This window comes from Microbacterium sp. (assembly GCF_011620665.1).
Classification (GTDB): domain Bacteria; phylum Actinomycetota; class Actinomycetes; order Actinomycetales; family Microbacteriaceae; genus Microbacterium.
This window is the reverse complement of record NZ_WOYQ01000007.1, coordinates 1-15,481: the sequence shown is the minus strand read 5'-3', so window position 1 is coordinate 15,481 and position 15,481 is coordinate 1. Positions and strand designations below refer to the sequence as shown.

Annotated in this window: 18 protein-coding genes; 11 read left to right on the top strand and 7 right to left on the bottom strand. The window is 68.6% G+C overall.

Features of this window, described 5'->3' with window-relative positions; all coding sequences use genetic code 11:
- The 4 genes from QZV81_RS01610 to QZV81_RS01595 all read right to left on the bottom strand — a co-directional run.
- Positions 1 to 563 (bottom strand): cation transporter (locus QZV81_RS01610; protein WP_292831471.1); only part of this gene is annotated, 563 nt, incomplete at its 3' end.
- Positions 560 to 886: a metalloregulator ArsR/SmtB family transcription factor gene (locus tag QZV81_RS01605; protein ID WP_292831473.1), complete on the bottom strand. Its 327-nt coding sequence runs from the start codon at positions 884 to 886 to the stop codon at positions 560 to 562. The genes QZV81_RS01605 and QZV81_RS01610, both read right to left, overlap by 4 nt.
- A gap of 246 nt (positions 887 to 1,132) precedes the next feature.
- Entirely contained in the window at positions 1,133 to 2,011 is an 879-nt protein-coding gene (locus QZV81_RS01600; protein ID WP_292831470.1) for an ABC transporter permease, read from the bottom strand.
- On the bottom strand, positions 2,008 to 2,922 hold the full coding sequence (locus QZV81_RS01595) for an ABC transporter ATP-binding protein (protein WP_292831469.1): 915 nt from the start codon (positions 2,920 to 2,922) through the stop codon (positions 2,008 to 2,010). Before QZV81_RS01595 ends, QZV81_RS01600 begins: the two co-directional genes overlap by 4 nt.
- Before the next feature lie 202 nt (positions 2,923 to 3,124).
- Here QZV81_RS01595 and QZV81_RS01590 point away from each other — a divergent pair, with 202 nt between their 5' ends.
- Positions 3,125 to 3,574: an Hsp20/alpha crystallin family protein gene (locus QZV81_RS01590; RefSeq protein WP_292831468.1), complete on the top strand. Its 450-nt coding sequence runs from the start codon at positions 3,125 to 3,127 to the stop codon at positions 3,572 to 3,574.
- Between the two features lie 179 nt (positions 3,575 to 3,753).
- Here QZV81_RS01590 and QZV81_RS01585 read toward each other — a convergent pair whose 3' ends face one another.
- Positions 3,754 to 5,193, bottom strand: a complete 1,440-nt coding sequence (locus QZV81_RS01585; protein ID WP_292831467.1) for a hypothetical protein — start codon at positions 5,191 to 5,193, stop codon at positions 3,754 to 3,756.
- A 394-nt stretch (positions 5,194 to 5,587) separates the two neighbouring features.
- Between QZV81_RS01585 and QZV81_RS01580 the strand changes: the two genes are divergently transcribed.
- The 5 genes from QZV81_RS01580 (at position 5,588) to QZV81_RS01560 (ending at position 8,515) form a co-directional block, all read left to right on the top strand.
- Positions 5,588 to 5,890 (top strand): DUF427 domain-containing protein, encoded by a 303-nt coding sequence (locus QZV81_RS01580; RefSeq protein ID WP_292831465.1) that lies wholly within the window; start codon positions 5,588 to 5,590, stop codon positions 5,888 to 5,890.
- Positions 5,891 to 5,938: 48 nt separating this feature from the next.
- The gene (locus tag QZV81_RS01575) at positions 5,939 to 6,886 is read left to right on the top strand and encodes a Gfo/Idh/MocA family oxidoreductase (protein WP_292831462.1); all 948 of its coding nucleotides are present in this window, start codon (positions 5,939 to 5,941) and stop codon (positions 6,884 to 6,886) included.
- Between the two features lie 113 nt (positions 6,887 to 6,999).
- On the top strand, positions 7,000 to 7,437 hold the full coding sequence (locus QZV81_RS01570) for a hypothetical protein (RefSeq protein WP_292831459.1): 438 nt from the start codon (positions 7,000 to 7,002) through the stop codon (positions 7,435 to 7,437).
- 122 nt (positions 7,438 to 7,559) lie between these two features.
- Positions 7,560 to 8,198: an acyl-CoA synthetase gene (locus tag QZV81_RS01565; protein ID WP_292831456.1), complete on the top strand. Its 639-nt coding sequence runs from the start codon at positions 7,560 to 7,562 to the stop codon at positions 8,196 to 8,198.
- Positions 8,195 to 8,515 carry an amino acid transporter gene (locus tag QZV81_RS01560; protein WP_292831453.1) on the top strand — a complete coding sequence of 107 codons (321 nt, stop codon included), beginning with the start codon at positions 8,195 to 8,197 and terminating at the stop codon, positions 8,513 to 8,515. Before QZV81_RS01565 ends, QZV81_RS01560 begins: the two co-directional genes overlap by 4 nt.
- A gap of 1 nt (position 8,516) precedes the next feature.
- On the opposite strand, the gene purB is transcribed toward QZV81_RS01560, so the two are convergent.
- A complete protein-coding gene (gene purB, locus QZV81_RS01555; RefSeq protein ID WP_292831450.1) occupies positions 8,517 to 9,899 on the bottom strand; it encodes an adenylosuccinate lyase in 1,383 nt (460 codons plus the stop codon).
- A gap of 46 nt (positions 9,900 to 9,945) precedes the next feature.
- Positions 9,946 to 10,464 (bottom strand): low molecular weight protein-tyrosine-phosphatase, encoded by a 519-nt coding sequence (locus QZV81_RS01550; RefSeq protein WP_292831447.1) that lies wholly within the window; start codon positions 10,462 to 10,464, stop codon positions 9,946 to 9,948.
- A 142-nt stretch (positions 10,465 to 10,606) separates the two neighbouring features.
- On the opposite strand from QZV81_RS01550, the gene QZV81_RS01545 reads away from it, so the two are divergent.
- The 5 genes from QZV81_RS01545 (at position 10,607) to QZV81_RS01525 (ending at position 15,469) form a co-directional block, all read left to right on the top strand.
- Complete coding sequence (locus tag QZV81_RS01545) at positions 10,607 to 10,861, top strand: hypothetical protein (RefSeq protein ID WP_292831444.1); 255 nt, start codon at positions 10,607 to 10,609, stop codon at positions 10,859 to 10,861.
- Entirely contained in the window at positions 10,852 to 12,159 is a 1,308-nt protein-coding gene (locus QZV81_RS01540) for a hypothetical protein (RefSeq protein WP_292831441.1), read from the top strand. Before QZV81_RS01545 ends, QZV81_RS01540 begins: the two co-directional genes overlap by 10 nt.
- A gap of 83 nt (positions 12,160 to 12,242) precedes the next feature.
- A complete protein-coding gene (locus QZV81_RS01535) occupies positions 12,243 to 13,331 on the top strand; it encodes a histidinol-phosphate transaminase (RefSeq protein ID WP_292831438.1) in 1,089 nt (362 codons plus the stop codon).
- 9 nt (positions 13,332 to 13,340) lie between these two features.
- Positions 13,341 to 14,471, top strand: a complete 1,131-nt coding sequence (locus QZV81_RS01530; RefSeq protein WP_292831434.1) for a thiamine pyrophosphate-dependent dehydrogenase E1 component subunit alpha — start codon at positions 13,341 to 13,343, stop codon at positions 14,469 to 14,471.
- 32 nt (positions 14,472 to 14,503) lie between these two features.
- Positions 14,504 to 15,469 (top strand): alpha-ketoacid dehydrogenase subunit beta, encoded by a 966-nt coding sequence (locus tag QZV81_RS01525; RefSeq protein ID WP_292831472.1) that lies wholly within the window; start codon positions 14,504 to 14,506, stop codon positions 15,467 to 15,469.
- Positions 15,470 to 15,481 lie beyond the last annotated feature (12 nt).

The following is a 15,481-nucleotide window of genomic DNA, read 5'->3' as shown; positions in this document are numbered from 1 at the left end:
AGGGCTGCGACCACGAGCGCGGCGACCGAGTCGGCCCACATCCAGCCGAACAGGGTGTTCAGCAGCAGGCCGATCAGCACGGTGCCGGAGAGGTATATGCACAGCAGCAGTTGCTTCGCGTCCGCCTGCACGCTCTTTGAGCCGAGTTCGCGGCCGGTCCGGAACTGCACCCAGGCGAGAGCGGGCATGACGACCAGGCTCGCGACGGCGATGCCGATGCCGAGCGGGCTGTGCTCGACGGGTTCGAAGCCGGTGAGGGCGAGGATCGCGTCGAAGCTCACGTACGCGGCGAGGGCGAAGAACGCGATGCCTATGGCGCGGACGGTCGGCTGCTCCCAGCGTTCGGGGTCCCTCCTCGTGAACTGCCACGTGACGGCCGCCGCCGAGGACACTTCGATGAACGAGTCCAGACCGAACCCGATGAGTGCCGCAGATGAGGCGTCGGCTCCGGCGGAGATCGCGATGATCCCCTCGAGCACGTTGTAGCTGATCGTGAAGCCCACGATCCACCGGACGCGTCGATACAACGTCGCCCGACGTTCGGTCGAGATCTCCTTATTCATCGGGCCGTTTCGCCGCAACATCCCGGAACCGGGCAGGCTGGGTCGATGCACGGCGCGCTCTCGTCCACCGCGAGCGTCACCTCGACCAGGGAGTTCAGCGCGCGCGTCAGGTGCGGGTCCGCGATCTCGTATCGGGTCTGCCGCCCCTCGGACTCGGTCACCACGATGCCGCAGTCCCGCAGGCACGCCAGATGGTTCGACACGTTCGACCTCGTGAGTTCGAGATCTCGAGCGAGCACCGCCGGGTAGCTCGGTCCGTCGAGCAACGTCATGAGAATTCGCGAACGCACCGGATCGGCCATCGCCCGGCCGAGACGGCTCATGACAGCCTGACCGGAGGTTATCGTCGGCACACGCTGACTATACAGCAGATGCTGACCTATTGCCGGGGCATTCCGAGTTGCGTTAGTACTTGTTTTTCCCTTTCGATGTGTCCATCCGACACGTCACCACCGTCGGGATGGTGCCCACATGACATTCGGGCGGACCGGTTCGGGCCGGTCCGGAGCCCCCTGGTCAACCGCCTACACCCTCGATCATGGAGAGCTGGTTGGCGGATGCCGGAGGCGTCAGCGGATGCGGCCGCGGATCCGTGCCGCTGACAGTGCTGTGCAGGTGATGGCGATGCCGGCGAGGATCATGACGACGAACCACGCCGGTACCGGCCAGGTTCCGATTTGCAGATCGAGGCCATACATGGCGCGCAGCGCGTCGACTGCGCCCGGGGCGTCTGCGGTCATGGTGGCGAGCGTCTCACCCGAGAACTCCCGGCGCAACAGCATCCCTGCTTGCGCGAACGGGAGAGCGGCGACGACGGACGCGACCGCTTCGGGGAACACGCCGATCGGGATGTAGGCCGCGGCGATGAAGCCGAGCACCGTGCCGACGATCGTCGCGAGCCCTGAGAACGCGCCGTTCGTGCGCACGAACGACACGATGAGTGCCGACAGCGCGGTGAACGCGACGCACGACAGGATGACGAGCGTGATCGCGCGACCGATGGCCGGGATGTTCAGCCATACGCCGCGCACGACACCGAGGTACAGGATGCTGGCGACCAGGACGACCATCGACAGCATGATCGCGATGACCACGGCAGCGAGCAGGTAGCCGAGCGCGAGCTGGCCGCGCCGGAGCGGCGCGACGAGGAAATCGCGGAAACGGCCGCTCTGGTCGTCGTCTACGAGCACCGCGAGCCCTCCGAGGCCGGTCGTGACGGTCGTGATCAGCACGATCCCCGCGAACATCCAGCTGTCGACGAATGCCTGCACCTCGCTCGGCGTCGCGCCGGGGATGGAGTCGGCGAGGCCCGCGGTCTGGAGGTTGCCGAGGAACAGCGTGTAGAGCGCGAACAGGATGATCGCCCCCAGGAGCGAGAAGAACACGTTCATCCGGTCGCGGAAGAAGAGCCGCAGGTTGCGTCCGACGATCGCGGCGACGGTGCTCATGCCGGACCCTCGGCGGAGCGCCCTGTCAGCGCGAGGAAGACGTCATCCATGCGGCCGTGCCGGAACTCGAAATCGCGGACCCGGTCGCCGTGCGCGGCCAACAGCCGGCGGGCGACGTCGGCCCCCGCGACACCGATCTCGACGACATCGCCGTCGCGCGCGGGGTCCGCGCCGATCGCGCGCGCCTTTGCCATGAGCTCGTCGGGGTCGTCGACCGTGACCGTGAGGGTGCTGCGAGTGTGCTGCGCGCGCAAGCGCGCCGGTGTGTCGTCGGCGATGATCCGGCCGTCGTCGATGATGCACACGCGGACGGCCTCCTCTGTCTCTTCGAGGTAGTGGGTCGTGAGGAAGATCGTGAGATCCTCGCTACCGCTCAGCTCGTGCAGAGTCCGCCAGACGAGCGCGCGGCTCGCGGGGTCCAACCCGGCAGTGGGTTCGTCGAGAAACAGCACCGCAGGTTCGTGCAGCAGGGCGCGGGCGATGTCTGCTCGACGTTGCTGGCCGCCCGACAGCCTCCCATAGCGCTGATCGAGGAAATCGTCGACACCGATCATGTCCGACACGGTCGCGATCTTCGCATCGAGCGAAGACCGCGGTACTCCCGAGAGGCGCCCGCGCAGCCGCAGGTTCTCTCGCACGGTCAGCAGCGGGTCGAGAAGCGATTGCTGGAAGACCACGCCGATCGCCTCACGCACGCGCTCGGCGTCCCTCCGAACGTCATATCCCTTCACCCTCACTTCGCCCGCGTCGAACGGGAGCACGGTGGTCAGACACCCGATCGTCGTGGACTTGCCGGCCCCGTTGGTGCCGACGAACGCGAAGACACCGCCGTCGGCGACGGAGAACGAGATGTCATCGACGGCGACCTTCTCGCGGTACCGCTTCGTCAGTCCGATCACCTCGACGGCCATCTCGCTCCCTTCCGACCCTCTACCGACGACCGTAGCGTGGAGGCCCCCGGCCCACACGACCGGAAGCATCATCGCCGCCCGAGCCACCATTGGCACTCTCCCCCGGTGAGTGCTAATCTGAACATAGTTGAGTCGTGGGGACTCAACTATGGACTGACACCGCCGGGCGCACGTGCCCGGCCCTGCGACAAGGAGATGCATCATGGCCACATACGACCCGTTCCGTGAGCTCGACCGCTTCGCGTCGAGCCTCTTCGACCCCCGACGCGGACCCCGCAGGATGCCGATGGACCTGTACCGCGACAAGGACCACTACGTGCTGACCGCCGATCTGCCGGGCATCGACCCGGGTTCGGTGGACATCGACGTCGACGGCCAGCTGCTGACGATTCGCGCCGAGCGCACGCTCGACGAACGCGAGGGCGTCAAGTGGATCACGCGCGAGCGCGAGGCGGCGAGCTTCCTGCGTCAGCTCAACCTCGGCGAGGGGATCGACACCGAGCGCATCACTGCGAACTACGACAATGGGGTGCTGCACGTGAACATCCCGGTGAGCGAGAGGGCAAAGCCTCGCAAGATCGAGGTCGGAACGCAGAGCACGTCACCGGTGTTGCAGGCGCACGAGAGCAAAGAGCCCCAACCCGTCAAGTGAGTGCCCGAACACAGAATGCCCGGGACCGTGCGGTCCCGGGCATTCTGTGTTCCCGGGCATTCTGTGTCGACTGCCGATACTCCACGGCTGAGGGCTGACGGGCATGCTCGAGGCCTGCGACAGCCCGTCAGGCGCTCCTCCGCTCGCAGATGGCGGACGCGAGATGGACGCGGATGGGGTCAGGCGAACGACTCGCCGTAGCCGATGGGTTCGCCGGTCCGCCACGAACCCAGTCCGAACAGCACGCCGAGCACGGCGAGCACGGCCGCGATGACGGCCATCACCGTCACGGCGACGGGGTCGGCGGCGAAGAGGGGCAGGATCCCGGCGAACCCGACGGCGAGGCCGGCGCACCACGACTCGACGCGCCACCCGCCGGAGACCACCTTCCAGAACACGCGACCGCGCTCCGGGGCGACCAGCCCACGCGAGGCGGCGCGCGCGAACACCGCGCGCTTCATCAGGGACATCAGCAGCACGCCTCCGATCGCCGCGGCGACGAAACCGTAGAAGCCCGCGAGCATCCAGAAGTCCTCGGACGCTGACGCGTACGCACCCTCGCGCGCGCGGGCGGGGATCAGGACGAGAGCCGTCCAAGCCGTCAGCGGCGCCAGAAGCCACAGCATGAGCGCCCACACCGGCAGCGGCGGTGCGACGGTGCGGACACTGCCGCCACGCCAGAACCCGCCGTACTCGACGCTCCACGAGGCGCGCCACAGCAGCACCCCGATAAACAGTGGGACCGCGGCAAGCAGAAGCAGCGCACCGGGCAAGGCGGTGTCAACCTCGCCGCCCCTGAGGAATGGGTAGATCCCCTCGAGTTCGAGCCCGCGCATGCCGAGCACGTAGAGATGAGCGATGGACGCGACGCCCATCAGGGCGAGCATGATCCCGAACGCGATCAGCGCGACCGGCACGATCGCAGGCCGGTTGCCGACGCCAACGCGGTTTCCCGGCCGGTCCCGCGATCCCATCCGCCCGACGCGGTCGCTCCACGGTTCGCTTTCCCGGTCCAGCGTCACACTCAGGGTGCGCACCACAAGTTCGGTCTCTCGCCTGATGTCAGCGAAGTAGCCGAGCTCGGCGGTGGTGAACTCGAACCGCACGACGTTGGCGCTCTCTGGTGGGAACACGACGTAGACAGCGCGCTCCGAGAGCGTGCTGGACTCGGCCCCGTCTCCGGCATGTTCGATGCGCTGGGTCATGCCGACGTAGTCTCCCGCATCGGAGCGATCGTGCCATAAGACCAGGTCGTGCGACGTCGAGCCCGGCTCCATCTGCTCGGCGTCCCGCCGCATCTGCACCTCGAGCGATTCGGGGGTGTCGTCCGAATCGCGCTCAAGCAGCCGAGCCGTGATGACCGCGCCGATCGAGATCGGGGGCCCAGAGCGTGCCGCGACGAGTGCGGTGAGCCACGGGTCGTGACGTCGCGACATCTGCGACTGCGCGTCGTAGAGAGCGTCAGCGAGGCTCTCGATCGGACCGTCGACGTTGAGGAACTCCGCCATTTCCTCTGCGAACTCGCCCGCCCACCTCCGGGTGTCGAGATCTTCGTCGAGTGGAATCTTGAACCATTCCGGGGGAACGTCGAAGTCCCAGGAGACGACGTCGCTGTTCATAGGGTCTGTTCGCCTGACGGTGAGTGGAGTTCGGAGGAGTTCACAATCGATTCTCTCGAACGTGTTCGCGAACGAATAACGAATGGAGGGCGGGCTTTCCCCGATCACTCAGCGTGCGCCGCCGAAGCAGGCCGCGTCAAGCGACCTGTAGCCCGGGGGCGGCGGCGATTTGCTGCGGCATCCTGCGCCTACCTCGGATGCCGCGGCCCTGTCCCCCAAAGTGCCGACAGACAGTGGCGCGAACGAGCGGTGGCGTCTCAGGCGCGGACCCGCCAGGCCAACAGAACACCTGGGCTCACAGGCGGAGTGCTGGGCACTCGAGAGAGGGTTCCGCGTAGCCCTTGCATGCCCGGGCATTCCGGGAGACGCTGGATGCGGACAGAGGGAGGCGCACATGCGCGCAATGTTGGGTGACACCGTGGTGGCCGAGGCGCAGAAGGACGACCTCATCTCGATCGAGGGCAATTGGTACTTTCCGCCGTCGAGTGTGGCGTGGGATCTGCTGAGCGAGAGCCCCACCCCGTACACGTGCCCGTGGAAGGGCGAGTGCCAGTACTATTCCGTCCGCGACGGCGAGGCCACGCTGCAGGATCGCGCGTGGGCCTACCCGCATCCGTACCCGACGGCATTCGACCGGGTCGGCAAGGACTTCAGCGGCTACGTCGCGTTCTGGAAAGAGATCAGCGTCGTCGACTGACGCGGCAGAATCGACGGGTCTGCGAAGACGGTGCCCTATCGTGGCACCGTGATCAGACTCGCCACCATCGGCACCAGTGCCATCACGGAACGGTTCATCGACGCCGTCGGGCACAACGACGGCATCCGCGTCGATGTCGTCTTCTCCCGTGACCGCCGCCGGGGTCAGGTGTTCGCCGGCAAGATGGGCGTCGCGGAGGTCTCGGACGACCTCGACGGCCTTCTGGCGTCCGGCACGGTCGACGCCGTGTACGTGGGCTCGCCGAACGGTGCGCACGCCGCCCAGGCGCGCCGCGCGATCGAGGCCGGTGTGCACGTCTTCCTCGAGAAGCCGGCGACGCCGACGGCCGACGAGTTCGCCGCGTTGATGGATGCTGCATCCGCCCGTGACGTCGTGGTCTTCGAGGGCATGCGCAACGTCTACGACCCCGGCATGGTCGCCGCGCGGGAGCTCCTGCCCGAGATCGGCGAGGTGCGGCTCGTCTCGTTCGCGCAGTGTCAGCGCTCGGCCCGCTACGACCTGGTCCTCGCCGGCGAGAAGCCCAACATCTTCGACCCGGCGCTCGCGGGGGGCGCGGCCTTCGACCTCGGGGTCTACCCGCTGTCCGCGGTGATCACGCTGTTCGGTGCCCCGGGCGCTGTCGCCGGAAGCCTCGTGGCGATCGCCACCGGTGCCGACGGCGCGGGCGCGGCGACCCTCACCTATCCCGGCATGGTCGCGCAGATCGCGTTCTCGAAGATCGGCTTCTCAGCCCGGGCGAACGAGATCCAGGGGGAGGCGGGAACCCTGACGATCGACGAGATCACCCAGCCGCGCCTGATCACCCTCACGCGTCTCGACGGCACCCGCGTCGAGCGCCGGATCGACGGCGCTGAGAACAACATGGTCTACGAGGTCGCCCGCTTCGCCGGGCTCGTGCGGGGAGAAGCCGATGCCGCATCCGACCAGCAGCGTACTCTCGAGGTGCTGCGGGTCATCGAGGAGCTTCGCGGATGAGGCCCCGCAGGAGTGCGCGGAGCCGGATCGGTCCGCGCGGCCGAGGCTGACGGCATCCCGCGACACCACGCTCATCCGCACCCCGCGGAACACGGAGAAGACGGAGAACACCCATGCCTGACACGACGAGCGGCTTCAGCGCCGACGAACGCGCTGCGATGAGGCAGCGCGCCGACGAGTTGCGATCGACGAAGGGACTCCGCGGTGCCGCGCGACTCGCGAAGGAGTTCGAGGCGTGCGTCGAGGTGATCGACGCACTGACCGGCACGGACAAGGAGGTCGCCACCGCCCTGCACCGCATCGTCGCCGAAGTGGCCCCGCACCTCGAGCCGAAGACCTGGTACGGCTTCCCCTCGTACGCCCGCGAGGGCAAGGTCGTGGTGTTCTACCAGCCCGCAGCGAAGTTCGGCGCCCGGTACGGGACCGTCGGGTTTCAGGAGGACGCGTTGCTCGACGACGGCGAGATGTGGGCGACATCCTTCGCGGTCATCGAGGTCACTGCAGCCGCTGAGAAGAACCTCCGCGCCCTCGTGGCGAAGGCCGCCGGGTAGCGCCGCGCCGCCGAGCGCGCGGGTTCGCCCCCACGGCGCCGGTTGTGCACGCAGCCTGTTCGGCGCGCTCGGTGGCAACCGGCGCAGTCGGCGGTGAGCGCCGCGCGGAATAGACTGGGGCGGTGCCCGAAACCCCCGCTCGCACCTTCGAGGTGCGTCACGTGCAGGTCGGCCGCGCCCTCTTCGCAGCCGTCGCGGCGATCATGATCACCTTCTCGGCCGACCATTCGGCCGAGGTGGGGCTCGCCGTCTTCAGCGGCTGGGCTGTCGCGACCGGCCTCGTGCTGTTGCTGGGCGCCGGTCTCGCCCACCCGCGGGGACGCCGCGCGCTTCCGGTGCTCGTCGGCGTGCTCACGATGCTCGCCGGCATGATCGGGGGCCTCCCCGGCATCCGCTCGACGACGCTCTTCTTCGCCCTCGTGATCACGTGGGCGCTCGCGACCGGCATCGCCGAGGCGGCCTTCGGCATTCGCGGGCTCCGCACGGGCGTCCCCGACTCGCGGGATGCCGTGCTGATCGGCGCATTCACGATCGCACTCGGCGTCGGCTTGCTGGTCGTCGACCCGGCGTACCGGCTGGACTACGTCATCGACGGGGCCGGATCGTTCGCGCTGACCGGGATTGCGATCGGTGTCGGCATCTTCGGCGGATACGCGGCGCTCGTCGCCGTCTTCCTCGGGATCGCCGGGTTCTCGCCGAAACGCGAGCCCGGGGCGGGCCCGGCGCAACCCACCGAACAATCTGTAGGAGAATCCGCATGAGCGAGCAGCGACCCACCCGCCGACGCGACCTCATGAAACCTGTGCAGCTGCTCGGGTTCGCCTTCGCGGCGGCCCTGTTCGCCGGGATCATCGCGCTGGTGTCGATGGGCTTCTTCCAGGACCTCACCGACCCTCAGCGCGGGCAGGTCGCCGCTGTCGCGCTGGTGGTCGCGGGCATCGCGTTCATCGCGACGCTCGTGATCATCGCGTTGCTGATGCTGGCCGTCGACCCGGCCCAGGTCAGCAAGCAGATCGATCGGCCCGTGCTGTACCCGAAGGACGAGTCGGACGACCATCCCGACCATCCCGACCAGTAGGTCACCCGAGTTCGTCGACCAGGCGCTCGGCCAGGCCGATGTAGGTTGCGGGAGTCAGCGAGCGCAGGCGCGCCTTCGCGTCATCGCCGATATCCAGGCCTTGCACGAACTCCGCCAGCTCCGCTCCACCGACGCGCCGGCCGCGGGTGAGCTCCTTCAGCAGTGCGTAGGGGTCGGTGATCTGCGAGCGGCCGGCGACGATCTCGGCGCGCACGACGGTCTGGATCGCCTCGGCGAGCACTTCCCAGTTGGCGTCGAGGTCGGCCGCAAGCGCGTCGCGCGACAGCGAGATCTCGGTCAGCCCGCGCTGCAGGTTCTCGAGCGCCAGCAGTGAGTGCCCGAACGCCACGCCGATGTTGCGCTGCGTCGTCGAATCGGTCAGGTCTCGCTGCATCCGTGAAGTGACGAGGGTCTGAGACAGGGTCTGGAGCAGGCCCCCCGAGATCTCGAAGTTCGCCTCGGCATTCTCGAACCGGATCGGATTGATCTTGTGCGGCATGGTCGATGAGCCCGTCGCGCCCGCGATCGGGATCTGCGCGAAGAATCCCATCGAGATGTAGGTCCAGATGTCGGTCGCGAGGTTGTGCAGGATGCCGCCGGCGTGCCGCACGCGGTCGTACAGCTCGACCTGCCAATCGTGTGATTCGATCTGGGTCGTCAGAACGTTGAAGTCGATGCCGAGGCCCTCGATGAACGCGCGGGACAGTGCGGGCCAGTCCACGTCGGGAGCCGCCGCGAGATGCGCCGACCAGGTGCCGGTCGCGCCGGAGAACTTCGCAAGGTACTCGCCGGTCTCGATCTGGCGTGCCACGCGTTCCAGGCGCCACGCGAAGACGGCGAGCTCCTTGCCCATCGTCGACGGAGTAGCCGGCTGCCCGTGTGTGCGTGAGAGCATGGCGGCGTCGCGATGCTGAGCGGCGAGACCTTCGACCGCGTCGATCACGGAACGGAGCTTCGGCAGCCAGACCCGTTCGACGGCGCGCCGGATCGTCAGGGCGTAGGAGGCGGAGTTGATGTCTTCGCTCGTGCAGGCGAAATGCGTGAGCTCGGCGATGCGGTCGAGCCCGAGCGAGGACAGCCGGTCGCGGACGAGATACTCGATCGCCTTCACGTCGTGACGGGTGACGGCCTCCGTCTCGGCCAGCCACTGGATCTCGGCCTCGCCGAAGTCACGGTAGAGGCCCCGCAGGGCCTCCTTCTCGGCATCCGTCAACCGGGTCGAGCCGAACAGCGACCGGTCGGTGAGGGCGAGGATCCACTCGACCTCCACCTCGACGCGGGCGCGATTGAGGCCGGCTTCCGACAGGTAGTCGGCGAGCGGGGCGACGACGGCGCGGTAGCGTCCGTCGAGAGGACTGAGCGGCTGGGGCGGCAGAGAGGTCACGAAGCTCCGATCGGGGTGGCGGGCGCTCGGGCGTCGACCGGAGATCTCAGAGGGCAGTCGTCCGAAGGGCCGGTTCGAGCTGCCGGAAGAGCGCACGGCTCGCGCTTTCGATCATACCGAGCACCTCATCGAACATCGGCGGGTCAGCGTAGTAGGGGTCGGGTACGTCGAGGTTGCCCCCCGCCGATGCATCGAACGACAGCAAGACTGCGAGCTTGTCGGCGTCGGCGGGGGTCCGCGCCCAACTCGCGAGGATCCGCTCGTGAGATCGGTCGAGGGCGACGATCAGGTCGTGCCGATCGAAGTCGTCGAGTGTGAACTGGCGGGCGCGGTGGTTCCCGCCGTCATATCCGAGGCGCGCGAGTGCGTCGATCGTGCGCGCGTCGGCGCGCTCCCCGACGTGCCAGTCCCCCGTGCCAGCGCTGCTCGATGTGACGAGATCGCCCATTCCGGCGCGCTCCGCGAAGCCGCGGAAGGCGATCTCGGCCATCGGCGAACGGCAGATGTTGCCCGTGCAGACGAAGACCACACGGAAGGGAGAGGTGGCGCGGGGCACGCTCCCCATTGTGGCCCCCGGGGCGCGCGTTCGCGAGGGTGGATCCTCCTCCCCAGGGCGCCGCGTGCGCGGGTTCTCCACGGAAGGCGACCGCCGGCATCCGCGTGCTGCCATGCCCGGACAGTCTGGGCAGATGAATCCGGATGCATGCATGCCCTCGCCCGCCACGCTCGCGCGCGCACGTCGACTGCTCGAGAGTGCCCACGCGGATGCTGTGGACATGCGTCGTCGGGCACGCGCGCTCGGCACGGAGACCGACTGGCGGGCCCGTGCAGCCGACGACTACCGCGCTGCGATCGGCGACCTGTCTGGTGTGCTGGATCGGATCGTGCTGCTGATCGATGTCGCCGAGGGCGATGTCGCGGCGCTCCAGCGTGCGTCCCTGGCCGATGCGTCATGTCGATGACGGACGACCTCGAGATCCGCAGCGGCGGTGTCATCGCCGTCGATACCGAGAGTCTGCGCTCCGCGGCGGCGCGGCTCGCAGTGCTCGCAGACGATGGTGACCGGCTCAGAGCGCTCTTGGCCGAGCTCGCCGGAGTGCTCGACGACGCGGGTGTCTGGATCTTCACGCCGACGGCGCAGGCGGCCGCTGCCGGAGAGCAGGCAGCAGAGCTGGCCGGCGGGCTGCGCTCGATGGCCGATACCTATGAGCTGGTCGAGCTGTGGATACAGATCGAGACGGCTCGCTCGATGAACGACGCCGAGCGCGTGGCACTGCTGCGCCTCGTGTCGGGGCAGCTGATAGCCACGCATCCGGATGCCGCAGTTCGCGCCGTCGCCGAGATCATGGGCTGGCAGGTCGGCCGACGCGAGGGCGTCGTCACGCAGCTCGGCGGGGCCGTTGACGGGTTCGGCTTCCTCATGCCCGGCGGGGTGACCCGTCAGATGGCCGGCGTCCTGGGCGGGGCGATCGCGCTGCTGGGTACCGTCGCGGTCGACGCCGTCGGGCGGGGCGCTGTCAGGGGCGTTCCCCTGCGCGGCACCCCGCGCCCGGTCACCGTGACCCCGGTGGAATCGGCGCGCGGTGCCGTGCCCACCGGCGTGGCGGACGTGGCTCGCCGGATTCCCCGGGATGAGGGCCGTGTGCGGGTCGAGAAGTACACGATGGCCACCGGGTCGGCGCAGTTCGTCGCGTACGTCGCGGGCACTCAGGTCGGCGCGAGCGACGATGAACCATGGGACATGGCGTCCAACGTCGAGCTGTACGCCGGCTCTCGATCCGCTTCGTACGACGCGACCATCGCCGCGATCGCCGCCGCCGGCGCGCACCCGGGTGACACCGTGTATCTCGCCGGGCACTCCCAGGGCGCGATGGTCGCTTCCCACGTCGCCGCATCCGGAGTGTACGAGGTGCCCGCGCTCGTGACGTTCGGCGATCCAGTGCAGGTCGCGGTCGGCCCGGACACCCTCAGCGTCGACATCCGTCACCGAGACGATCCGGTGGCCGCGCTCGCCGCCGGGGGTCACCCCGGATCGGCGGGCTCGGCCGACAGCTTCGTCGCCGAGCGCAGCAGTCCGGCATCCCTCGTGGACGGCGAGGCGCCGATGGAGCCGCACGCACTGACCCGCTACGTCGAGACGGCGACCCTGCTGGATGCGTCGACCGACCCTCGGATGGGCCCGGTGCGTTCGATCTTCGACGCACTCGGGCAGGCCGTGTCGGTGCAGGTCACGGTGTACGACGCGACGCGCCGCGGGTAGCCGCCGGCACGGCGCCCTCACGGACGGCACCCCACCGACCATGTGTCATCACTGCTCTCTCCGGGCGCTCCTAGGATTGGTGTGTGACCGACTACCCCGTCCGCATCCGCCCCGCCATCGCCGCCCACCCCGCCTATGCGCAGGGAAAGCAAGCGGGGGCGGACGCCTTCAAGCTGTCGAGCAACGAGAATCCGTTCGAGCCGCTGCCCGGCGTCGTCGCAGCGATGCAGGCCGCCGCGGGATTCCACCGCTACCCGGATTCGTCCTCGCCGCGGCTGCGGGCGCGCCTGGCCGCACGCTTCGGCGTGGCGGATGACGCCGTGCACATCGGCGCCGGATCCGTCTCCATCCTCTACCAGCTGGCGCACGCGACCTGCGGTCCGGGTGATGAGCTGCTCTTCTCGTGGCGCTCGTTCGAGGCGTATCCGGGCCTCGCGATCGCCGCCGATGCCCGGCCGATCACCGTGGCGAACACTCCGGCGGGCGGGCACGATCTCGATGCCATGGCGGATGCCGTCACCGACCGGACCGGCATGGTCATCGTCTGCAGTCCGAACAACCCGACCGGGCCCGTCGTCACGCAGGCCGATTTCGACGCGTTCCTCGGGCGCGTGCCCGTCGATGTGCTGGTCGTGCTCGACGAGGCATATGCGGAGTTCGTGACCGATCCCGACGCGGTGGACGGGGCCCGGGTGATCGCCGCCGGACACCCGAACGTCGTCGTCCTGCGCACATTCTCCAAGGCGTACGGCCTCGCGGGCCTTCGCATCGGATACGCCGTGGGTGACCCGCGCATCCTCTCGGCCGCGAAGACCACCAGCATCCCGCTGTCGGTCACGGCCGGCGCCGAGGCGGCCGCCCTGGCGAGTCTGGATGCCGAGGACGACCTGCTCGAGCGGGTCCGCCTCATCGCCGGACGTCGTGATCGCCTGGCAGCGCGCCTCCGGGAAGCAGGGTGGGATGTCCCCGTCGCGCAGGGGAACTTCGTCTGGCTCCCTGCGGGAGATCGGACACTCGAGGTTGCCGCCGCCTTCGAGGCCGCCGATGTGATCGTCCGCCCGTTCGCGGATGACGGAGTGCGGATCTCGATCGGCGAGGAGGAGTCGCTCGACCGCGTGGTCGAGGTCGCGACCGCCGTTCTGCAGAAGGACCGCGCATACCCTGCGCGGTAGAGTGAACGCATGACACCGCCCGACGATCCGGCAATCGTACGTGTCTTGGCGGCGGACGGGACATTCGCCCCCAGCCCCGAAGCGGAGCGCTACCTGCCGCTGATCGACGCGCTCGCAGTCGACGATCTGCAGACGTTCTATCGCGACATGGTCATGGTGCGCGCCTTCGATCTGCAGGCCACCCACTTGCAGCGTCAGGGTCAGCTGGCGCTCTGGCCGCCGTCCTTCGGTCAGGAGGCTGCGCAGGTCGGCTCGGTGCGTGCCACCCGGCCGCAGGACCACATCTTCCCGTCGTACCGCGAGCACGTCGTCGCCACGACCCGGGGAGTCGACCCGATCGACATCATCCGCGTGATGCGCGGGCTCACGCACGGCGGGTGGGATCCGACCGATCCCCGCAACGGCAATACCCACATCTACGCCCTGGTGCTGGGCTCGCAGACGCTGCACGCGACCGGCTACGGGATGGGGCTCGTCTTCGACGGGCGCACCGGTACGGGCGACCCTGATTCCGACGCCGCCGTCATCGTCTACTACGGCGACGGAGCTTCGAGCCAGGGTGACGTGCACGAGGCCATGGTCTTCGCGAACAGCTATCGCACGCCGCAGGTCTTCTTCTTGCAGAACAACCAGTGGGCCATCTCCGTCCCGGTCGCAACTCAGTCCCGCGCGCCGCTGCATCAGCGGGCCGCGGGCTACGGGATGCCATCGGTTCTCGTCGACGGCAACGACGTGCTCGCCAGCTATGCGGTCAGCAGGGTCGCGCTCGACGCGGCGCGTGCGGGCGGAGGCCCACAGGCGATCGAAGCCCTCACGTACCGGATGGGCGCGCACACGACGAGCGACGACCCGACGAAGTACCGAACGTCGGACGAGGAGCACTCCTGGGCGCAGCGCGATCCGATCGTGCGCCTGAAGACGTACCTCGAGTCGAAGGGGGCGGCATCCGTGTTCTTCGACGAAGTGGATGCCGAAGCCCAGGCCTACGCCGACGACGTTCGCGTGCGCACCAACGCGCTCGGCGGGCTCGACGCATCCGACATGTTCGCGCATGTCTACAGCGAGTTCCACCCGCTGATGGCAGAGCAGGAACGGTGGCTCGCCGACTATGAGTCCGCTTTCGAGGGAGGAGCCTCGTGACCGTCCCTTCGATCGGCACAGCGACCTTGACCATGCCGTTCGCCAAGGCCCTGAACGAGGGACTGCGCGCGGCGATGACCGACGACGACCGCGTCCTGCTCATGGGTGAGGACATCGGCCGCCTCGGTGGCGTGTTCCGCGTGACCGAGGGGCTGCAGGCCGAGTTCGGCGACCGGCGCGTGCTCGACAGCCCGCTGGCCGAGTCGGGGATCGTCGGCACGGCGATCGGTCTTGCGATGGCCGGCTTCCGATCCGTGGTCGAGATCCAGTTCGACGGATTCGTCTTTCCGGCATTCGATCAGATCACCTCGCAGCTTGCGAAGATCACGAACCGTCACGAGGGAGCGCTGAGCATGCCCGTCGTGATCCGCATCCCCTACGGCGGCCACATCGGCGCCATCGAGCACCACCAGGAGAGCCCCGAGGCATACTTCACCCACACCCCGGGACTGAGGGTGGTCTCTCCGTCGACCCCGAACGATGCGTACTGGATGATCCAGGATGCCGTCCGCTCGTCCGACCCGGTGATCTTCCTCGAGCCGAAGGCGAAGTACTGGATGAAGGGCGAGGTCGACACGGCCCAGCGTGCGGTGCCGCTGCACGCGTCGCGCATCGTCCGTCGCGGCACGGATGTCACGCTCGTAGGACACGGCGCCATGGTGTCGATGCTGCTGCAGGCGGCTGCGCTCGCCGAGGGCGAGGGCGTTTCGTGCGAGGTCATCGACCTGCGCTCGCTGTCGCCCGTGGACTACGGGCCGATCCTCGATTCCGCGCGTCGCACGGGCCGGATGGTCTATGCGCAGGAAGCGCCCGGCTTCACCTCGCTCGGCTCCGAGGTCGCTGCGACCGTGATGGAGCGCGCGTACTTCGCGCTCGAAGCGCCGGTGCTGCGGGTGTCGGGCTTCGACGTTCCGTTCCCGCCCGCGAAGCTCGAGGGCGTCTACCTGCCGGACGTCGATCGCATCCTCGAGGCCGTCGACCGCGCCCTCGCCTACTAACCCTCCCCCCTC

What these genes read in the sequence shown, in the direction of transcription:
- QZV81_RS01570 (WP_292831459.1), top strand. Translation starts at nt 7,000, where the DNA reads ATGCCTGACACGACGAGCGGCTTCAGCGCCGACGAACGCGCTGCGATG.
- QZV81_RS01605 (WP_292831473.1), bottom strand. Translation starts at nt 886, where the DNA reads ATGAGCCGTCTCGGCCGGGCGATGGCCGATCCGGTGCGTTCGCGAATT.
- QZV81_RS01580 (WP_292831465.1), top strand. Translation starts at nt 5,588, where the DNA reads ATGCGCGCAATGTTGGGTGACACCGTGGTGGCCGAGGCGCAGAAGGAC.
- QZV81_RS01545 (WP_292831444.1), top strand. Translation starts at nt 10,607, where the DNA reads ATGCCCTCGCCCGCCACGCTCGCGCGCGCACGTCGACTGCTCGAGAGT.
- QZV81_RS01590 (WP_292831468.1), top strand. Translation starts at nt 3,125, where the DNA reads ATGGCCACATACGACCCGTTCCGTGAGCTCGACCGCTTCGCGTCGAGC.
- QZV81_RS01525 (WP_292831472.1), top strand. Translation starts at nt 14,504, where the DNA reads ATGCCGTTCGCCAAGGCCCTGAACGAGGGACTGCGCGCGGCGATGACC.
- QZV81_RS01585 (WP_292831467.1), bottom strand. Translation starts at nt 5,193, where the DNA reads ATGAACAGCGACGTCGTCTCCTGGGACTTCGACGTTCCCCCGGAATGG.
- QZV81_RS01600 (WP_292831470.1), bottom strand. Translation starts at nt 2,011, where the DNA reads ATGAGCACCGTCGCCGCGATCGTCGGACGCAACCTGCGGCTCTTCTTC.
- QZV81_RS01595 (WP_292831469.1), bottom strand. Translation starts at nt 2,922, where the DNA reads ATGGCCGTCGAGGTGATCGGACTGACGAAGCGGTACCGCGAGAAGGTC.
- QZV81_RS01530 (WP_292831434.1), top strand. Translation starts at nt 13,341, where the DNA reads ATGACACCGCCCGACGATCCGGCAATCGTACGTGTCTTGGCGGCGGAC.
- QZV81_RS01550 (WP_292831447.1), bottom strand. Translation starts at nt 10,464, where the DNA reads ATGGGGAGCGTGCCCCGCGCCACCTCTCCCTTCCGTGTGGTCTTCGTC.
- QZV81_RS01560 (WP_292831453.1), top strand. Translation starts at nt 8,195, where the DNA reads ATGAGCGAGCAGCGACCCACCCGCCGACGCGACCTCATGAAACCTGTG.
- QZV81_RS01540 (WP_292831441.1), top strand. Translation starts at nt 10,852, where the DNA reads ATGTCGATGACGGACGACCTCGAGATCCGCAGCGGCGGTGTCATCGCC.